Origin of the sequence: Mesorhizobium sp. L103C119B0, from assembly GCF_000502235.1 — a bacterium.
Classification (GTDB): domain Bacteria; phylum Pseudomonadota; class Alphaproteobacteria; order Rhizobiales; family Rhizobiaceae; genus Mesorhizobium.
This window is the reverse complement of the sequence record NZ_AYXE01000007.1, coordinates 410383-429757: the sequence shown is the minus strand read 5'-3', so window position 1 is coordinate 429757 and position 19375 is coordinate 410383. Positions and strand designations below refer to the sequence as shown.

Annotated in this window: 19 protein-coding genes and 1 tRNA gene; 11 read left to right on the top strand and 9 right to left on the bottom strand. The window is 62.3% G+C overall.

Translation table 11 applies throughout. The features are described from left to right. Positions 1-132: 132 nt before the first annotated feature. The 3 genes from X728_RS151545 (at position 133) to X728_RS151555 (ending at position 2590) form a co-directional block, all read left to right on the top strand. Positions 133-1104 (top strand): adenosine deaminase, encoded by a 972-nt coding sequence (locus X728_RS151545; RefSeq protein ID WP_023831748.1) that lies wholly within the window; start codon positions 133-135, stop codon positions 1102-1104. 163 nt (positions 1105-1267) lie between these two features. Then, positions 1268-1897, top strand: coding sequence for a uracil phosphoribosyltransferase (upp, locus tag X728_RS151550; protein WP_023671129.1), 630 nt, complete (start codon positions 1268-1270; stop codon positions 1895-1897). Positions 1898-2026: 129 nt separating this feature from the next. After that, a complete protein-coding gene (locus X728_RS151555; RefSeq protein ID WP_023695614.1) occupies positions 2027-2590 on the top strand; it encodes a TIGR02281 family clan AA aspartic protease in 564 nt (187 codons plus the stop codon). A gap of 9 nt (positions 2591-2599) precedes the next feature. Here X728_RS151555 and deoA read toward each other — a convergent pair whose 3' ends face one another. The 6 genes from deoA to X728_RS151585 form a co-directional block, all read right to left on the bottom strand. Beyond that, positions 2600-3919, bottom strand: a complete 1320-nt coding sequence (gene deoA / locus X728_RS151560; protein WP_023831747.1) for a thymidine phosphorylase — start codon at positions 3917-3919, stop codon at positions 2600-2602. Continuing rightward, positions 3919-4734: a purine-nucleoside phosphorylase gene (locus X728_RS151565; protein ID WP_023735052.1), complete on the bottom strand. Its 816-nt coding sequence runs from the start codon at positions 4732-4734 to the stop codon at positions 3919-3921. The genes deoA and X728_RS151565 overlap by 1 nt, the downstream gene beginning before the upstream one ends. Positions 4735-4746: 12 nt before the next feature. After that, on the bottom strand, positions 4747-5139 hold the full coding sequence (gene cdd / locus X728_RS151570) for a cytidine deaminase (RefSeq protein WP_023683183.1): 393 nt from the start codon (positions 5137-5139) through the stop codon (positions 4747-4749). Positions 5140-5246: 107 nt separating this feature from the next. Next, entirely contained in the window at positions 5247-6218 is a 972-nt protein-coding gene (locus tag X728_RS151575) for an ABC transporter permease (RefSeq protein WP_023683182.1), read from the bottom strand. A 1-nt stretch (position 6219) separates the two neighbouring features. Then, a complete protein-coding gene (locus tag X728_RS151580) occupies positions 6220-7359 on the bottom strand; it encodes an ABC transporter permease (protein WP_023686470.1) in 1140 nt (379 codons plus the stop codon). Beyond that, positions 7356-8888, bottom strand: coding sequence for an ABC transporter ATP-binding protein (locus X728_RS151585; RefSeq protein ID WP_023755056.1), 1533 nt, complete (start codon positions 8886-8888; stop codon positions 7356-7358). The genes X728_RS151580 and X728_RS151585 overlap by 4 nt, the downstream gene beginning before the upstream one ends. A 217-nt stretch (positions 8889-9105) precedes the next feature. On the opposite strand from X728_RS151585, the gene X728_RS151590 reads away from it, so the two are divergent. Together X728_RS151590 and X728_RS151595 are read left to right on the top strand one after the other, a co-directional pair. Further along, entirely contained in the window at positions 9106-9312 is a 207-nt protein-coding gene (locus tag X728_RS151590) for a SlyX family protein (protein ID WP_196813704.1), read from the top strand. Between the two features lie 13 nt (positions 9313-9325). Further along, complete coding sequence (locus X728_RS151595) at positions 9326-9739, top strand: hypothetical protein (RefSeq protein WP_023831746.1); 414 nt, start codon at positions 9326-9328, stop codon at positions 9737-9739. Positions 9740-10137: 398 nt separating this feature from the next. On the opposite strand, the gene X728_RS151600 is transcribed toward X728_RS151595, so the two are convergent. The 3 genes from X728_RS151600 to X728_RS151610 form a co-directional block, all read right to left on the bottom strand. After that, the gene (locus X728_RS151600; RefSeq protein ID WP_023683177.1) at positions 10138-11127 is read right to left on the bottom strand and encodes a BMP family ABC transporter substrate-binding protein; all 990 of its coding nucleotides are present in this window, start codon (positions 11125-11127) and stop codon (positions 10138-10140) included. 252 nt (positions 11128-11379) lie between these two features. Continuing rightward, positions 11380-11703, bottom strand: coding sequence for a hypothetical protein (locus X728_RS151605; protein ID WP_023691865.1), 324 nt, complete (start codon positions 11701-11703; stop codon positions 11380-11382). Positions 11704-11808: 105 nt separating this feature from the next. Next, positions 11809-12564 (bottom strand): hypothetical protein, encoded by a 756-nt coding sequence (locus X728_RS151610; protein WP_023831745.1) that lies wholly within the window; start codon positions 12562-12564, stop codon positions 11809-11811. Positions 12565-12925: 361 nt separating this feature from the next. Between X728_RS151610 and X728_RS151615 the strand changes: the two genes are divergently transcribed. From X728_RS151615 to X728_RS151640, 6 genes are all read left to right on the top strand, one after another. After that, positions 12926-13015: transfer RNA gene (locus X728_RS151615), tRNA-Ser, on the top strand. Between the two features lie 283 nt (positions 13016-13298). Continuing rightward, complete coding sequence (locus X728_RS151620; RefSeq protein ID WP_023831744.1) at positions 13299-14258, top strand: LysR family transcriptional regulator; 960 nt, start codon at positions 13299-13301, stop codon at positions 14256-14258. A gap of 164 nt (positions 14259-14422) precedes the next feature. Beyond that, a complete protein-coding gene (locus tag X728_RS151625) occupies positions 14423-15436 on the top strand; it encodes an amino acid ABC transporter substrate-binding protein (protein WP_023686475.1) in 1014 nt (337 codons plus the stop codon). Positions 15437-15606: 170 nt separating this feature from the next. After that, positions 15607-16794 carry an amino acid ABC transporter permease gene (locus X728_RS151630; protein WP_023831743.1) on the top strand — a complete coding sequence of 396 codons (1188 nt, stop codon included), beginning with the start codon at positions 15607-15609 and terminating at the stop codon, positions 16792-16794. Between the two features lie 57 nt (positions 16795-16851). Further along, a complete protein-coding gene (locus X728_RS151635) occupies positions 16852-17937 on the top strand; it encodes an amino acid ABC transporter permease (protein ID WP_245266149.1) in 1086 nt (361 codons plus the stop codon). Between the two features lie 49 nt (positions 17938-17986). Continuing rightward, positions 17987-19219, top strand: a complete 1233-nt coding sequence (locus X728_RS151640; protein WP_050589912.1) for a MalY/PatB family protein — start codon at positions 17987-17989, stop codon at positions 19217-19219. Positions 19220-19375: the final 156 nt, after the last annotated feature.

The following is a 19375-nucleotide window of genomic DNA, read 5'->3' as shown; positions in this document are numbered from 1 at the left end:
TTTTGATCCGTCATAAAACCGGCGGGACCATAGCCGATCGATGGTGCGGGCGCTATTGTTTAAGGCGCGGTGTTCGGCCGCGCTTCCAGGTGGTGGGCTTTACGGCCTGGACTGATGAGACGGGATAACTGCATGCCTTTGAAAGCAGAACTGCACTGCCACATCGAGGGGGCAGCGGCGCCCGAACTCGTCATCCGTCAGGCGCAGAAATTCGGCAAGGACACCTCGCTTTATATCCAGAACGGCTCCTTCGTCTGGCATGATTTCACCTCGTTCCTGGCGGCTTATGATTTTTCCGCCGACCTGTTCCGCACCGAGGAGGATTATGCCCGCCTCGCCGACCATTATCTGACCAGCCTTGCCCGCGACGGCGCCATCTATTCCGAGGTCTTCACCTCGCCCGACCATGCCGTCAGGGCCGGCCTGTCGCCCAAGGCCTATACCGATGCGCTCGGCGAAGGCATGCTGCGCGCCAAAGCCAAGACCGGCATCGAGGGCCGCATGATCGTCACCGGCGTACGCCATGTCGGCGTCGAGTCGATCGAGCAGGCGGCGCGCTTTGCGGCGCGCTGCGGAAATCCGCTGGTCACCGGCTTCGGCGTCGCCGGCGACGAGCGCATGGGCGAGATGGAGGATTATGTCAGGGCCTTCGAGATCGCCCGCGAAGCCGGCCTCGGCATCACCATCCATGCCGGCGAGCTGACCGGATGGGAGACGGTGCAGGCCGCACTCGACCATATCCGCCCGTCGCGCATCGGCCATGGCGTGCGCGCCATCGAAAACCCCGATCTGGTGCGGCGCATCGCCGATGAGGGCATCGTGCTGGAATGCTGCCCCGGCTCCAACATCGCGCTCAAGGTCTACGACAGTTTCGCCGATCACCCTTTCCCTGCGCTGCAGGCAGCCGGCTGCAAGGTGACGCTGAATTCTGACGACCCGCCCTATTTCTGGACTTCGCTGAAGCGCGAATACGACATCGCCGCCGAGCATTTCGCCATGAACGAAAAGGCGCTGGCCGCCATCACCCGAACCGCGATCGAGGCGGCTTTCGTCGACAGGAAGACGAAAAGCGCGCTGCTTGCCCGGCTCGATGCGAAGAGGTGAATGGTGAATGGTGAATGGTGAATGGTGAATGGTGAATGGTGAATGGTGAATGGTGAATGGTTTGCCGGCTCTTCGGCCTGTCAACCGCAATGATCGATCCATCGGGACTCGCAAACCTGCTCACTATTCACTATTCACTATTCACCATTCACTGGAGCAACCCATGCAGGGCGTCACCGTCGTCGACCACCCGCTTGTCCAGCACAAGCTCACCATCATGCGCAAGAAGGAGACGTCGACCGCCGGTTTCCGGCGGCTGCTGCGCGAGATCTCGCTCCTGCTCGGCTACGAGGTCACCCGCAACCTCGAACTGACGACGACGACCATCGAAACGCCGATGGAAACCATGGAAGCGCCGACGCTGGAGGGCAAGAAGCTGGTCTTCGCCTCGGTGCTGCGCGCCGGCAATGGCCTGCTCGAAGGCCTGCTCGACCTGGTCCCGGCGGCCCGCGTCGCGCATGTCGGCCTCTACCGCGATCACGAAACGCTGGAGGCGGTGGAATATTTCTTCAAGGCGCCGAGCGATCTCGCCGACCGGCTGGTGATCGTCGTCGATCCGATGCTGGCGACCGCGAACTCGGCCATCGCGGCCATCGACAAGCTGAAGGAGCGCGGCGCCACCAACATCCGTTTCCTTTGCCTGCTGGCGGCGCCAGAAGGCATCGAGCGCTTCACCAAGGCGCATCCGGATGTTCCCGTGTTCACCGCTTCCATCGACCGCCAGCTCAACGAGAAGGGCTACATCATGCCCGGCCTCGGCGATGCCGGCGACCGCATGTACGGAACCAAATGACGGCGGCTGGCAAGGCCAGCTGACATCCAGTCGTTTACCGCCCGTTTACGCAAAGCCGCGGTTTCGGGTTGGCGTTAAAGCGGCACACACCATACGTGGGCAAGAATGGGCCTTCACGAAGGTCCATTCATGCTGCGCAAGCTTGTCATTCTGGGCGTGTTCGCCGGAACGTCGGCATCGATCCCGATCGTCTATCAGTCGAATCCGCAGATTCTCGACAACCTGTTGAAGTCGACCGTCGCCGGCAAGCCGTCCGCGCAGCCTCAGCCCGAACTGAACATGGCCTCGGTTCCCGGCAAGCCGGCCGCACCGCTGCCCACTGGGCGCAAAGTATTGGTGGCGGCTGACGAGCGCGGCCATTTCACCTCCGCCTTCAAGCTCAACGGCCGCCAGGTCGACGGCATGATCGACACCGGCGCCACTTTGGTCGCCATCAACACCTCGACGGCGCGCCGCATCGGCATCTCGCTCAACCCGTCGGACTTCAACCAGCAGGTCAACACCGCCAATGGCGCGATCAGGGCCGCCGTGGTCAACATCGATCGCCTGCAGATCGGCAAGATCAGCGTCGACAACGTCCAGGCGGTAGTGCTCGACGACAAGGCTCTGCGCACCAACCTCATTGGCATGAGCTTTTTGCAGCGGCTGGCAAAATACCAGGTCGAAAACGGCACACTGTTGCTGGTGCAGTAGCGCGTTCCGCTACCCGCGCGGCAGCACGCGCCGGATGACAGTCTTGTCGGCGGCTGGTTTCGACGCCCCGATCGTATAGGCCGAAAGCACGGCGGCTGCGGCCGCTTCGGCCTCCACTTGCGTGCGGGCGTGGACCAGCGCCAGCGGCTCGCCGGCCCGCACCTCGGCGCCGAGCGGCAGCAGCCTGGTGATGCCGACCGCATGGTCGATCCTGTCGTCCGGCCGCGTGCGCCCGCCACCGAGCCCGACCACGGCAAGGCCGATATCGCGGGTGGCAATAGCGGTGGCAAAACCGTTGCCTGTCGCCTTGACCGCAAACTCCACCGCCGCTTTCGGCAGGTATTTTTCCGGCTTCTCGACGAAATCGGCGGGACCGCCAAGGGCTGCGACCATACGCGCGAAGGCGGCTGCCGCGCGGCCGCCGGCCAGCGTCTCGGCCGCGCGCCTGAGACCGTCCTGATTGGACGACGCCAGCCCTGCCGATTGCAGCATCTCGGCGGCCAGCGCCAGCGTCACATCCTCCAGTCGCTTGTCGCGGAACCTTCCGGTGAGGAAATCGACGGCGTTGCGCACCTCGACCGCGTTGCCGGCCGCCGACGCCAGCGGCTCGTTCATACCGGTGACCAGCGCCGAGGCCTCCAGGCCGGCGCCGTTGGCGATCTCGACCAGGCTGTTGGCCAGTGCTGTCGCGTCGCGCGACTTCTCCATGAAGGCGCCATTGCCGACCTTGACGTCGAGCACCAGCGACCGCAGGCCGGCCGCGAGTTTCTTCGACAGGATAGAGGCAGTGATCAGCGGCACCGATTCCACCGTTCCGGTCACATCGCGGATCGCATAGAGGCGACGGTCGGCGGGCGCGAGATCGGCGGTCTGTCCGATGATGGCACAGCCGGTCTCGAGCACCGTCTTGCGGAAGCGCGCGATATCCGGCTGGCTGATATAGCCCGGGATGGCGTCCATCTTGTCCAGCGTGCCGCCGGTATGCCCAAGGCCCCTGCCGGAGATCATCGGCACATAGGCGCCGCAAGCGGCGACGATCGGCGCCAGCATCAGCGAGACATTGTCGCCGACGCCGCCGGTCGAATGTTTGTCGGTGACCGGACCCGGCAGGTCCGACCAGTCGAGCACATCGCCGGAATCGCGCATGGCGAGCGTCAGCGCCACCGCCTCGTCGCGGTTCATGCCGTTGAAGAACACCGCCATGGCAAAGGCGCCGACCTGGCCGTCCGAGACGCTGCCCGAAGTGACGCCGGCGACAAAGGCCGAAATCTCCTGCGCGGACAGTTTCTGGCCGTCGCGCTTGCGGCGGATGATTTCCTGCGGAAGCATCAGGTGCCCTTTGGCTCCGGCAACCCATCCTGGAACACATGCGCAAGGATCGTCGCCAGCCGTGCGCCGCCGATCGGCGCCATGTCCTTGGTCTCCTGGTGCGACAGTTCCGCCCCGGTCATCCCGGCGGCGAGATTGGTGATCACCGAACAGGCGGCTACGCGAAGCCCAAAGAAGCGGGCGAGAATGACCTCCGGTACGGTCGACATCCCTACCGCTTTGGCGCCCATGACGCGGGCCATGCGGATTTCAGCAGGGGTTTCGAAACACGGACCGGAAAACCACATATAGACGCCCTTGTGCAGCGCCGTCCCTGTCGCCTTCGCCGCCCGTTCGATCGCCGCGCGCAGGCCGGCATCATAGGCTTCGGTCAGGCCGACGAAGCGGCGGTCGCTAGGCTCGCCGATCAGCGGGTTGGAGCCGGAGAAATTGATGTGGTCGGTGATCAGCATCACCGATCCAGGCAGCATGTCGGGATCGACCGAGCCGGCGGCATTGGTAAGGATCAGCTTGGTGATGCCGATGCCGGCAAGCACCTCCAGCGCCGGCCGCATCGCCGCAGCAACGCCGTGCTCGTAATAATGGGCGCGGCCGGACAGCATCAGCACCGGCGTGCCGGCGAAAAGCCCCGCGACCACCTCGCCGGCATGGCCAGTCACCCCGCTGCGGGGGAAACCCGGCAGGTCGGCATAAGAGATGCGCACGGCATTTTCGACCTGGTCGACAAGCCCGCCAAGGCCCGACCCCAGCACCATCGCCGTTGTCGGCGCCAACCCGTCCAGCCTTTCAACGAGGTGGTCCAGAGCTTCCTTCATATCAGCCAACTCTCACTTCAAAATGTCGCCACGAAACCCGTAGGGCAGCATGTCGCCCATGGTCACGGTCTCGACCACGCCGGTGTTGTCGCAAAGATAGAGCTTTGTGTCCGGCCGGCAGAATTCCGCCAGCCTTTGCCGGCAGCCGCCACAGGGCGAGCATTTGGCCATGCGCGAGGCAATGACGGCGATTTCCACAATCTTGCCGCCGCCGCCCATGATGTAATGGCCGAGCGCCGTGGTCTCGGCGCACCAGCCTTCCGGATAGGACGCGACCTCGATGTTGGCGCCGGTGAAGACACGGCCGTCTTCGGTGCGCAACGCCGCACCCACCGGAAACTTCGAATAGGGCGCGTAGGCCTTGGCCATGGCCTCCTGCGCGGCTTCGAACAGATCATGCGACATCTAGACGTTCTCTCCGACGATCGTGGTCAAAACCCGGCCATTTGCGTTTTCCTGGCGCCTTTCGAGCACCAGCCGCATGTTCGACACAGTGCTCCTGGGCGCCCGGATCAACGTTCCTTGACATAAGGCACGCCGCCGGCGCGCGGCGGGATCGCCTTGCCGATGAAGCCGGCAAGCAGGATCACGGTCAGCACATAGGGCAGCGCCTGCATGAACTGCACCGGCACCTTGCCGATCAACGGCAGCGGCGAACCCTGTAGGCGGATCGCCGCCGCGTCGAGGAAGCCGAACAGAAGACAGGCGAACATGGCGTTCACCGGTCGCCATTTGGCAAAGATCAGCGCCGCCAGTGCGATGTAGCCCTTGCCCGCGGTCATGTCCTTCACGAAGCCGCCATTCTGCACCATCGAGAGGTAGGCGCCGGCAATGCCGGTCAGCACACCGGTGCAGATCAGCGCCCGGTAGCGCAGCCAGGCGACCGAGATGCCGGCGGTGTCGACGGCGGCCGGGTTCTCGCCGACGGCGCGCAGGCGCAGGCCGAAGCGGGTGCGAAACAACACCCACCAGGTGAACGGCACCATAGCGAAAGCGAGATACACCAGAATCGAATGGCCCGAGAGCAGCTCGGAATAGATCGGCCCGATGATGGGCACATCATGGATCGCGGCAGCACCTGGCAGAGTGATGGCCTCGAAACGCTCGCCCGGCTGCAGCGCCGGCGTGCGCCCGCCCTGCTGGAACCAGGCCTGGCCCAGAATGATGGTCGAGCCGGCGGCGACGAAGTTGATGGCCACACCGGAGACGATCTGGTTGCCGCGATGGGTGATCGAGGCGAAGCCGTGCACCAGGGCAAAGGCGACCGACATCACGATCGCCATGCCGAGACCGAGGAAGGCCGAATGGAAGACCGAAGCGGCGGCCGCACCTGCAAAGGCGCCGACCAGCATCTTGCCTTCCAGCCCGATGTCGAAAACGCCTGCGCGTTCCGAATAGAGGCCGGCGAGGCAAGCGAGCAGCAGCGGCACCGACAGGCGTATGGTCGAGTCCAGGATCTGCACGATGGCGATGAAGACGTCCATCTCAGGCGCCCTTCCCTTTGACCGCTTCGATGCCGACCGACCTTGGACTGAACGAGGCGAACAGCGCCTGGACGTAGGGCCGGAACATGTGCTCCAGCGCACCGGCAAACAGGATGACCAGGCCTTGGATGATGACGATCATGTCGCGGGAAATCGCCGGCATTTCGAAGGCAAGTTCGGCGCCGCCCTGGTAGAGCATGCCAAACAGGATCGCCGCCAGCACGATGCCGACCGGATGCAGACGGCCCATCAGCGCCACGGCAATGCCGACGAAGCCGGCGCCGGAGACGAAATCGATCGCCACATTGTGCTGGTCGCCCATCACCGGGTTCAGCGTCATCATGCCGGCCAGCGCGCCCGAAATCATCATCGCGATAATGATGATGCGGGTCTCCGAAATGCCGGCATAGCGCGCCGCTTTCGGGCTGTGGCCATAGGTGCGCATCTCGTAGCCGAGCTTGGTGCGCCAGATCAGCAGCCAGACCAGGAATGCCATGAGCAGCGCCAGCAGGAAGCAGATGTTGAACGGCGCCGAGCGGATCTTGGCGCCGAACAGTTCGATGATCCAGTTGAGTTTGGGCAGTTCGGCGCCGGCGAGGAAGTTGCGCGTCTGCGGCGCCTGCGACGCCGCCGGCTTCAACGGCCCAACCAGGAGGTAGACCATGATCGAGGCCGCGATGAAGTTGAACATGATGGTGGTGATGACGATGTGCGACCCGCGCTTGGCCTGCAGATAGGCCGGGATCAGCGCCCACAGCGCACCGACGGCGGCTCCGGCGACGATCGCCAGGGGAAAGGTCAGCCACCACGGCAGCACAGTGTCGAAGGCGAGGCAGACCACGCCCACGCCAAGGCCGGCAATATAGGCCTGGCCCTCGGTCCCGATGTTGAACAGGCCGCAATGCGCGGCCACCGCCACAGACAGGCCGGTGAAGATGAAGGTGGTGGCATAGAACAGCGTGAAGGCAATGCCGGTTCCCTTGCCGAAAGCGCCCTCGACCAGGATGACGGCGGCACGAAACGGGTTTTCGCCGACCAGCATGACGACGAAACCGGCAACGATGAAGGCCACTGACAGATTGATCAGCGGGATCAGCCCATAATCGGCCCAGGCCGGCAGCTTGGCGTAAGGCGTGCTCACTCTGCCGCCTCCTGGCGATCGACGCCTGCCATCAGCAGACCAAGCTCGCCTTCGGTCGCCTCCGGGCCGCGTTCGCCGACGATGCGCCCGGCAAACATCACCAGGATGCGGTCGGACAGCGAACGGATCTCGTCGAGCTCGACCGACACCACCAGCACCGCCTTGCCCTGGTCGCGCATGGCAATCAGCCGCTTGTGGATGAATTCTATGGCGCCGACATCGACGCCGCGTGTCGGCTGGCCGACGATCAGAACACCGGGGTCCTGCTCCATTTCTCGCGCCAGCACGATCTTCTGCTGGTTGCCGCCGGAGAAATTCGCCGTTTTCAGACGCGGATTGCCGGGCCGGATGTCATATTTCTCGATCTTGTCCTTGGCATCAGCCATGATGGCGTCGATGTTGAGGAACGGCCCTTTCAGGTAGCGCGGGTCGTCATGGTAGCCGAGGATCGAATTCTCGTTCTCCTCGAAGGCCAGCACCAGGCCGACATGATGGCGGTCCTCCGGCACATGGGCGAGCCCACGGTCGCGCAACTCGCCGGGATCGGCGGCCCCGGTCAGGTCGATCGGCTTGCCATCGAGCATCACCGAGCCGGAAACCGCGCGCCTGATGCCGGAAATCGCCTCGAGCAGTTCGGACTGGCCGTTGCCGGCGACACCGGCAATGCCGACGATCTCGCCGGCGTGGATATCGAAGGAGATGTCGTCGACCATGGTGACGCCGCGCTGGTCTTTCACCGTCAGGTTCTTGACGGCCAGCTTGACCGCGCCGGCCTCCGTCTCGCCCTTTTCGACCCGCAGCAGCACGCGCCGCCCAACCATCAGTTCGGCCAGTTCGCCGACTGTCGTCTTGCTGGTCTCGCGCGTCGCCACCATCGTGCCCTGGCGCATGACCGAGACATTGTCGGTGATGGCCATGATCTCGCGCAGCTTGTGGGTGATCAGCACCACCGTTTTCCCCTGGTCTTTCAATTGCCTGAGGATGCGAAACAGATGGTCGGCCTCGGCCGGCGTCAACACGCCCGTCGGCTCGTCGAGAATCAGGATCTCGGCGCCGCGATAAAGCGCCTTCAGGATTTCGACACGCTGCTGCAGGCCGACCGGCAATTCCTCGATGATGGCGTCGGGATCGACTTCCAGCCCGTATTCGCGCTCGAGCCGCTCCAGTTCGGAGCGCGCCTTGGCGATGCTCTTTTTCAACAGCGCATCGCTTTCGGCGCCGAGGATGATGTTTTCCAGCACGGTGAAATTGTCGACCAGCATGAAGTGCTGGTGCACCATGCCGATGCCGAGCGCGATGGCGTCGTTGGAGGTCTTGATCGACGCCGCCTTGCCGCCGACACGGATCTCGCCGCTGTCGGCCTGGTAGAAGCCGTAGAGGATCGACATCAGCGTCGACTTGCCGGCGCCGTTCTCGCCGACGATGCCGTGGATGGTGCCGCGTGCGATCTCCAGATTGATGTCGCGATTGGCGCGAACGGCGCCAAAACTCTTGTTGATGCCGATCAGTTCGATTGCGGCTTGCGCCATGCAGCCTGTCCCACTCTTATTTTTTTATCGCTTGGTCAAAACGCCTAGCATGATGCCCCACCCGTGCCAATTGGCGGCGCAGTGGCCACTCTCGACAAATCCCGGTGCGCTTGTCAATTTCGAACGTGGCCGCAGACCTTCACATTCACTAATATGCAAGGCTCGACAGTCGCATCATGCTGCACTGCGTGCACCAGGACCTGGGGAGTTTCGAATGATCATGCCTGTCGACCGGCTGACGACGCTGGAAATCCGCGCCGCCGAGCAGGAAAAGACGATCGAGGAACTGTCGGGCCAGATCGCCGAACAGTGGACGGTCATCGAGCGCATGCAGCGCAAGCTGGATGCGCTGACCGGGCGCTTCATGGCGCTGGAGGAACAATCGGCACCCGACGTGCCGATAACCAAACCGCCGCACTGGTAGCAAGGAGAAGCCGATGGCCGGTGAAAGCGATCGCGTTACGCGGGCGGGCGACTATGTGCTTGGCCTGATGAACGATCGCGACCGCGAGCGTGCCGAGCGAGACCTGGCGATCGATCCCGCCTTCCGCGACACGGTGATGCGGCTGGCCGAGCGCATGCATGTCTTCGACGGCACGGGGCGGCCCTCGGGCGACGACGATCGCTGGCGGCTGATCTCGCAACGCATCGCCGAACTGCCGCAGATGCGTGTGGTCGGCCAGGACGAAGCGACGCCGGCGCTCGGCAGACTGGAGCGGAAGCCCTATGGCGTCGGCGTGCATTCGCTCGGTGCCCGACGCGGCGCCGTCATCGCCATCGCGCTGATCGTGGTGTTTGCGCTGGGTTATCTCGTCGGTCTGTTGTCGACAGGAAGTGCGCTTCTGCCCTGACCTACGGCCAACCGCATACGGCGCTCCCCTCTCCGTCTCAGCTTCGCCGAGCCCGCAACGCCGGAACTGCCGATCTCCCCCCTTGCGGGGGAGATGGCCGGCAGGCCAGAGGGGGGTGTGAAGGATCGCCAACCTTAATGGCTTCCGTTGGGAATGAACGGTGAATTGGCTGTTAGGCCGAGGGACAGCACCCCCCTCTGCCTTGCCAGGCATCTCCCCCGCAAGGGGGGAGATCGGACGTCGCCGAGATCTTCGCCAATCTTCAACGTCCTTCCAACCCTCCAAAAACAAAACCGCCGGGCTTTCACCCGGCGGTTCGAAACCTAAAGCAATTTCAGGAAAAGTGTGAAGCGGTTTTCCGTCCGGAATTGCGTCAAAACAAAGAAATAACTTGCCGATCAATACGGGCAGGCGTTGTCGGCGGTATAGTCGTGCACCTGGATCGTGCCGGCGATGATGTCGGCCTTGGCCTTTTCGACGGCAGCCTTCATCTCGTCGGTGACCAGCGCCTTGTTGTTGTCGTCCATGGCGTAGTCGACGCCGCCTTCCTTGAGGCCGAGATTTTGCAGGCCGCCCTTGAAGGTGCCGTTCTTGCCGTCCATGAAGGCGGTGTAGACCGCAACGTCGACGCGCTTCAGCATCGAGGTCAGCACCTTGCCGGGCTGCAGGCCGTTCTGGTTGGAATCGACGCCGATGCCGAGCTTGCCGGCATCCGCCGCCGCCTGCAGCACGCCGACGCCGGTGCCACCGGCCGCGGCATAGACGACGTCGGAGCCCTGGTCGATCTGCGTCTTGGCGATCTCGCCGCCCTTGGCCGGATCGTTCCACGCCGCGGGCGTGTCACCGGTCATGTTCTGGATGACATCGGTCGCACCGGCCGCCTTGGCGCCGCCGACATAGCCGCATTCGAACTTGCGGATCAGCGGAATGTCCATGCCGCCGATGAAGGACACCTTCTTGGACTTCGAGGCCATCGCCGCCAGGATGCCGACGAGATAGGAGCCTTCGTTTTCCTTGAAGACCAGCGAGCGGACATTGGGCATATCGACGGCATCGTCGATGATGGCGAAGTTGAGATCGGGATATTCCTTCGCGACCACCTTCAGCGCATCCTCCCAGGCAAAGCCGGCCATGACGATCGGGTTGCGGCCGTCCTCGGCGAAGCGGCGCAGCGCCTGCTCGCGTTGCGAGGCGTTCGACACTTCGAACTCGACATAGGCGGTGCCCGTCTCGGTCTTGAACTTTTCGGCGCCGTGATAGGCAGCCTCGTTGAAGGATTTGTCGAACTTGCCGCCGAGATCGTAGAGGATGGCCGGCTGGACATCCGCGGCGAAAGCCGGAAGAACCATTGCGGTTGCGGCCAGGAGGCCGAGAACGATACGTTTCATGTGATCCACACCCTGTCGGTTATTTTTTTCCGTTACGCGCCGTCCGCCTGCCCGGTTCTCCGGCAGGCATGCGGCATCAGCCAGGAGTGTACTCCCCTCCCGCTCAAGGCAATCTGGCACGGCCCGAAACAAAATTCACGCGGAATTTTGACCTTTTGGAAAAGCATGCCCCCCGTTGGAAAAACATGCCCAAGACGGTGACAGCTGTGGGCGATTGCCACATTGTCGTCTCAAGTCCGCTGGGACAACCCATCAGCCCGGCGCGAATTCTCCGCCGCGCCGCCGGCGCCGGTAGCCGATCGCATAGAGGATGAATGCAAGCACCGCGAACACGGCAAACCCGGGCTGGGCAAGCACCCAGGCGATGCCGCCATCCCATATCATCGGATTGACCTTGGCGCGCACGAAGGTCTCGAAGGCCGCGCGGGTGTCGGGCGAAACCGCCAGCCAGCTCGAATTCAGCGGCGTCATGACCAATGCGGAAGCCGCCACCGAGCGCGTCGCGTCGAGCACGGCCATGATGACGGCGACCGAGAGTGCGACCATGGCCGCGAGGCGAAACAAAAAACGCAGCATCGAAATCTTCCCCGGTCCTCAAGTTCCTCCCGAGGACCTTCCGGTCAAAGGCGAGGAATAGAATGCGCACGCCCGGCGTGCAATCGCCATACGCGAATTTGAAGCCTATCGCCCGCCTATGGCCACTTTTCGGCTCCGCCGATGGACGAGCCAGACGCCGAGGACGCCGCCGCCAATGGCCCCGACCACCAGCCCGGCAAGGCCGATGAACACCGCGAAGTAGCCGCAGCCGCCTTCGAAACAGCTGATGTCGGTGGCTTCGGCGATCCCCGCGCCGAGCGCGAAGCCGGCGACAGTGCCGACGACGGCGCCGAGGATGATGCCGGCCAGGGCGGCGACGATCGAACTAAAGGCTGACGGTGCCTGCGCTTCCGGCCTTGCATAAAAGGCCTTGGCCTCGTCGCGGCGGCGCAGCAAGTAAATGCAAAAAAGGCCGATGACGATTTCGGTGGCGGCGATCGCAAGCTCCCTGGCGGAGACGGTGAAATCGGGCACGGTCAGCGCATAGACCTGCTCGGCCAGCCGCCAGGCGATGGTGGTGATCTGCCAGATGGTGAAATGACGCGGAAAGCGCGCGGAACGGCTTAAGGCGAGGCCGAGCAGATAAAGCCCCCACACGATGGTGACGATGTCGAAGGCCAGTCCGCCAAGCACGAAATAGAAGACCCTGTCCGGCAGGCCGGAACTCTCGAACAGCCACCGCGCCGAGACCAGCCAGTAGACCGACCATGCCATGACGAAGAGGAGCCAGACCACGGGCACGAAGGACAGCCCGCTGTCCGGACGCCCTGCGGGCGTCAGCCCGCCTGGCATGCCTCCGGCCGGCGTTCCGCTGGCCGGCTGTTCATTGCTCGATGTCATGTCTGGACGTTGCCCCTGCAAAGCCTCCGCCGCACTCGACAGGTGGCGAGGGGCGAAGTCAAGCACGGCCGGCCCTGCCGCCTTGCCCGTGCACACCATTCAGAACCGAAGCGCCTTAGAAGCGGAGGCGTTCAACGCCCCGTGAAACGATGCGTGGACGGCAAAGCGAATAGACTGCCGTTATGGCTTGGCATTCGGCGCCGGATCGACTAGATGAGCCCCGCGCCTGTTTGATTGACGGGCGCCGGGAAGGGCATCCGCTGGTTGGCGGTGTCCATCAAGCGGGTCTTCCCGCAAATCCCAAAGGGATGCATCTCCCCAACCCGCGTGGCAAAACCGGCCGGCGCGCAATGCACAAGACGGAGAGGTGGCCGAGTGGTTGAAGGCGCACGCCTGGAAAGTGTGTTTACGGGAGACCGTAACGCGGGTTCGAATCCCGCTCTCTCCGCCACTATCAAACCATTGAAACCGCTGCGATTTCCCATCCCAGCGGGTGCGGCTGACTTTACTTCACATGCTCGCCCTAGGTTCATGGCGGATTGCCGGCTTGCTCGCCAAGCCAGGCGCAGAAATGCCGCGGAGCGATCCGGCGGTCGCCGTCACCTGTTCAACCGCCAGAGTTTCAAAGGCGTAGCCGGACCTCTGTCTTCACTCTTCGTGCCCCATCTGTCACCGTCGCAACCAACGCGTTAGTGCCGCCTGGTGCGGTCTCAGGTCGCAGATGAGGTAATTCCATGAATTATAACGATATCGACCTCAATCTATTGCGGGTCTTTGACGTGATGATGCGGGAAAGGAGCGTGACGCGGGCGGCTACCGAATTGGGCAGAACACAATCAGCTGTAAGCCACTCCCTGTCGAAGCTTCGGTATCTATTGCGGGATGAATTGTTCACCAGAGATGGCGGCGAGATGCGGCCGACTCCCCGGGCAGTTGAGCTGCTGTCGAATATTTCCGCCGCACTCGCAACGATCCGCGCATCGATCGACCGGCATCAGATCTTCAATCCAGCAACGACGCGGCGCAACTTTCGCGTTGGACTTACAGATTATCATGCCATGGTTTTCATCCCGGGCCTCATTCGAGAATTTTCCAGGCAAGCTCCTGGCGCGACGCTGAACGTCATTCCCGCAAACGGACCCGAAATCGGTTCATCGGTCTATCTGAGACAAGTTGACTGCGCGCTGACGGGAGCAGCGATACGCGACGACCCAGGTCTCTTGAAGGTGGAGCTTGGCCAAGACCGATTGTTTTGCGCAGTGTGGAGCGGAAGCAAGATCGCCAGAAGCGCAATGACGCTGGAAACCTATCTGGCCAGTTCCCATCTCCAGATTTCCGCAGATGGCCTGGCGGAAGGCCTCGCGGATGCCGCCCTCAAACAGATGGGTCTTCGCCGCAATGTCGTTGCGACCATCTCGAACTATCCGGTGCTGCCCTGGGCGCTTCGCGGCACTGAACTGATTACCCATTGCGGTGATGCCATCCTGCAAATGCTGGATGAGAGGAGTGAGGTGACGTTGGTCCCGCCACCCCTTCCGATAGCGAATGTGAATGCCTGGCTTATTGTTCACCGCCAGATGGCGAATGACCCGGGAACCAGGTGGCTCCGGGAAATCATCGTGGGAATCTACAACGAATCGCGGACCAAGAGACACCAAGGCACGGTCGGAACACCGGGATCCGCCGTAAAATAGATCGCGCGCGCTATCGTCTGTTTCACCACTCGAACGCCTTTGTACCTGCGAGCGGGTGCCGCGCAATTATGAAGGGCGCTCATTTTGACCATGAGAACAATCGATTTGACGAATAGTTCACCTGGAGAGCACATTCCCTTCAACAATAACAGGGGAATGCCGAAATGAGATCAACGTTCAAGGGCCTACTTGCCCTCGCCATCGCGTGCACCGCCTCCTCGGCGTGGTCCGCAACCCTCGATAATGTCAAGAAAAATGGCGTGCTGACCTGTGGCACGAATTCGGCCACGGCTGGCTTCAGCCTTCCCGACAATGAAGGCAAATGGACCGGATTTGTCGTCGATTATTGTCGCGCCGTGGCCGCTGCCGTGCTCGGGGACGCGCAAAAGGTCAAGTTCATCCCATTGACGCCAAAGGATCGCTTCACCGCCTTGCAGTCGGGAGAGATCGACATTCTCGCCCACAACGCAACCTGGACATCGTCCCGCGATACGTCGCTAGGCATACTGTTTGCCGGCACGTATTTCTATGACGGCCAGGGGTTCATGGTGCGCAAGGCGGACAATATCACGTCAGCCAAGGGACTTGACGGCGCATCGATATGCGTCACCCAGGGCACCACGACCGAGTTGAACCTTGCCGACTATTTTCGCTCGCAGTCGATCAAGTACACGACGGTTGGTTTCGCGGACGAGGAAGCTGTAGTGAAGGCTTATGAGGAGGGACGTTGCGACGTCTTGTCCGCAGACACCTCCACCTTGAACGCGTCGCGGCTTCGCATGGCCAAGCCGGACGACAGCATTGTTCTTCCCGAGCTGATCTCCAAGGAGCCGCTTGGCCCGGCCGTGCGGCAGGGTGACGACCAGTGGCTCAATGTGGCGAAGTGGACGCTCTACGTCATGGTGGCCGCGGAGGAATACGGGGTCACCTCCAAGAACGTCGATGCCATGAAATCGTCGGACAACCCCAGCATCCGCCGCTTGCTAGGCGTGGACGGCAGCATAGGCAAGGACATCGGGCTCGGCGATAACTGGCCGGTCGAGGTGATCAAGCAGGTCGGCAATTACGGCGAAGTGTTCGATCGCAATGTCGGCAAGGATTCGCCGCTGAAAATGGAGCGCGGCATGAACGCGCTCTGGAACCAAGGCGGCGTTCAATACGCTCCGCCGATCCGCTAACGCATGTCGCTCAAAAATGGCCCCGGTTTTGAGACACGACATGCATAACGAAGACCCTAAAGCGCGTCGCCTGAGTCCGTTCAATGGCGACGCGCTTTAGGCAAAGGCATGGTTGCAAGGCGCTGGCGTGTTACCGTCAGCGCCTTGCACGGACCCGATAGGAACAGCCCATGTCCCATTTGTCGCTTCCCGCGCCGTCGCGCAGGAGGTTGTCGCTGCACGATACGAAGGTGCGGGGCATCTTCTACCAGCTCTTGCTCGCCGGCTGCCTGCTGGCCTTGGCGCTGGGCATCGGCATGCAGACTGCATCGAATATGCGGGTCCGGGGGATTCCGCTCTCATTCGACTTTTGGAATGAGTCTGCCGGCTTCGACATCAATCAAACCCTGATACCGTACGATGCATTGTCCAGCTACGGTCAGGCGTTCTGGGTGGGAGTGGTCAACACCCTCTACGTCAGTGTCCTCGCAACCCTGTTTGCGACCTTGCTTGGCTTCGTCATCGGCGTTGCCCGCCTGTCGCCGAACTGGATCGTTTCGAAGGTGGCGACCGCCTATGTCGAGCTTGTGCGCAATGTTCCGTTATTGCTGCAGCTGCTGTTCTGGTACAACGCCGTCCTCAAGCCGTTGCCCTCGCCGAAGGCGTCCATCGCCATGCCCGGCGGCATCTACCTCAACAATCGCGGCCTCATCGTTCCGGAGATTCATTTGCATCCGGGAGCGGGTCTGGTGGGCCTGGCATTCGTTGCGGCCATTTCCTGCTGCGTTGCATTCTGGTTTCGCGCCAGGAGCGTCCAGAGACGGACGGGCAGGCAGCTGCCGGTGCTTCTGGTCAGTCTGGCGACCTTGATAGGATTTCCGCTGGTCGTATTCCTGGCGGCTGGCGAGCCGGTCTCGTTCGTCGCCCCGCAGCTACGGGGTTTCAATTTTCAAGGCGGGCATCAGCTCTATCCGGAGTTTGCCGCTCTCCTGATCGGTCTGTCGGTCTACACCGGTTCATACATCGCCGAGATCGTGCGAGGTGGAATCCAGGCAGTGCCAAAGGGCCAGACCGAGGCTGCGCATGCGCTGGGGCTGGCGCCGGGCAAGACGCTTCGTCTGGTCGTCGTTCCCCAGGCGCTGCGCATCATCATTCCCCCTTTGACAAGCCAGTATCTCAATCTCATCAAGAACTCGTCGCTTGCCGTGTTCATCGGCTATCCCGACCTCGTTCAGATCTTTGCCGGCACGGTGCTCAATCAGACCGGAGCCGCCGTCCAGGTCATGGCGATTACCCTGTCGGTCTATCTCGTCATCTCCCTTGCCACGTCGTTGGCCATGAACGCGTGCAACCGACATTTTGCAATCGTTGAAAGGTGACGGATGAGCGATCAGTCCATGCGTTCGCCAGTTGACATCAGCGCGCTCATACCAGCCATGGCGCCTCCCGCGGACGTTCGACCGGGTCCAGTGAGCTGGATGAAAAGGAACCTGTTTTCGACGCCGTCTTCAGGCGCGCTGACAATATGCTTTGTCCTCCTCGCCACGTGGCCGCTGCATCACTTCCTGAGCTTTGCGATCTTCAACGCGGTCTGGAGCGGCGGCCACGAAGCTTGCCGTGCGAACAGCCAGGGGGCTTGCTGGCCTTTCATCGCCGAGAAGTTCGACTACCTGCGATACGGCGCGTATCCGGTTTCCGAGCGGTGGCGGGTGGACCTTGCGCAGGCGATCGGCGCCATCCTCATCGTTTGGCTCCTGTGGACGAAGGCTCCGCGGCGCAAAGTGGCGGCGTTGCTGTTCTTCCTCGTCTACCCCGTGGCCGCGTTCGTTCTCGTGCGCGGCGTTGCCTGGCTTCATTTGCCTGTCATCGATACGACGCTCTGGGGCGGTCTCTTGATCACGTTGCTGATGTCGATCGTGGGTATCGTCTTCTCGCTTCCGATCGGGGTTATCCTGGCGCTTGGACGCAGGTCGGAACTCCCTTTCGTCAAGACGGTTTGCGTCACGTTCATCGAAGTCGTCCGCGGCGTGCCGTTTATCACAGTGTTGTTCATGGCGAACTTCATGATGCCGCTCTTCGTCCCGGATTATCTGACGCCTGATCGTCTGTTGCGCCCGCTCATCGCGATATCGTTGTTCTCGTCCGCCTATATGGCCGAGGTCGTGAGAGCCGGCCTTCAGGCGATCCCGAAGGGCCAATACGAAGCGGCCAAGGCGCTCGGGATCGGCTACTTCGACATGATGCGCCTGATCGTCCTCCCTCAGGCGTTGACGATCGTCATACCGAGCATCGTCTCGACCTTCATCGGTCTGTTCAAAGACACGACTCTGGTCGCCATCGTCGGCATCGCGGATTTCCTGAAGGCCGTCGAAACGGCGCGCGTCGATCCGAACTGGGCAGGCCCGACGATCTCATCAACCGGCTACCTCTTTGCGGGGCTGGTCTACTGGAGCTTTTGCTTCGGCATGTCGCGTTACTCGCAATCTGTGGAGCGCCAATTGGCGCGTGGCCACAAATCCTAGGAGGCGCTGATGATGCCACAAGCAATGCCCGCGGCAAGGTGACTATCAAATGGCTTGTGCAGACACGCCCGCATCGGCGCTTGGGCAACGACATATCGCGGGAATAGATTTCGACCAGATCCACGACCGTCAGCAGTTCGGATCCGTCAAATGGGCCAACCAGTGGGACGAGTTCTCTCCCCAGGTCGAGGGCCAGGACCTGCTGTCGCTGTGGACGGCGGATATGGACTTCCGCGCTCCGGAAACCGTCATCGCGCGACTGCGCGAGGCTGCGGAGCATGGCATTTACGGCTACACACGCCGCGATCCGCGCCACTATGAGATCGTGCAATCGTGGTTCGCGCACCGGCACAACTGGTCGCCGAAACTGGAGACCTTGCTTCCCGCGCCGGCGATCATGCCGTCGGTGGATGCGATACTGCGAACCTTCACCAAGCCCGGTGACGGCGTCATTGTGCAGTCGCCCGTGTACTCGCCCTATTTCGAAGTGGTTCAGGGAAACGGCCGCGTTCTGCTTACGAACCGGCTGAGGCTGCAGAACAACAGATATGAGCTCGATCTCGAGGATTTCGAGAAACTGGCGGCCGGCGGCGCCAAGGCATTCCTGCTGTGCAATCCTCACAACCCTGCCGGAATGGCCTGGACACGCGAAGAATTGGCGGCGCTCAACGACATCTGCGAGCGTCATGGGATCCTGGTGATATCCGACGACATTCACTGCGACATAAGGTTGTCGGATCGCCCCCACATCGTCTTCTCCTCCATCTCGGAAGATGCTGCCGAGAAATCGTTCATCTGCACCGCTCCAACGAAGACTTTCAATCTTGCCGGGGTTCCTTCGGCAACCATTTCGGTAGCCAGCAAAAAGCGCCGCGAGGCGCTTCTTGCCGCAATGCAGGCGTCATTCATGGTGAATGCGAACTTTTTCGGCCGCCTGGCTTTGGAGGTTGCTTACAGCAGCGGCGCGCCGTGGCTCGACCAACTCACGCACTACATCGCCGGCAACATCGATCTGGTTTGCGAGTTCGCCGGTGAACACCTTCCAGGCATCACGCCCACGCGGCCCGACGCATCGTTTCTGGTGTGGTTGGATGCGTGCGCGCTCGATCGCCGAGTGGGTGGAATTCAGAAATTCTTTGTCGATCGGGCCGGGGTTAATCTCTATGACGGCCGCGTCTATGGGCCTGGCGGCGAAGGCTTCATTCGCCTGAATGTCGGCTGCCCGCGTCCTCTGTTGCGCCAAGGACTGGAGCGCATGTCCAGCGCGCTGGCATCCCTGTGATCGACCGCCAGGGTGCTTCGGATGCGAGCCTGGCACTTGATGCCGGCAGCCGGTAAGGAAACGTCCGAGGGCGACGAGTCGGGTGGCCCGCAAGTCCGGATTCCATAGCCGTGCCGGACACGACCCTCAAGCCAAAGTCGACATGTCCAGCTTGAT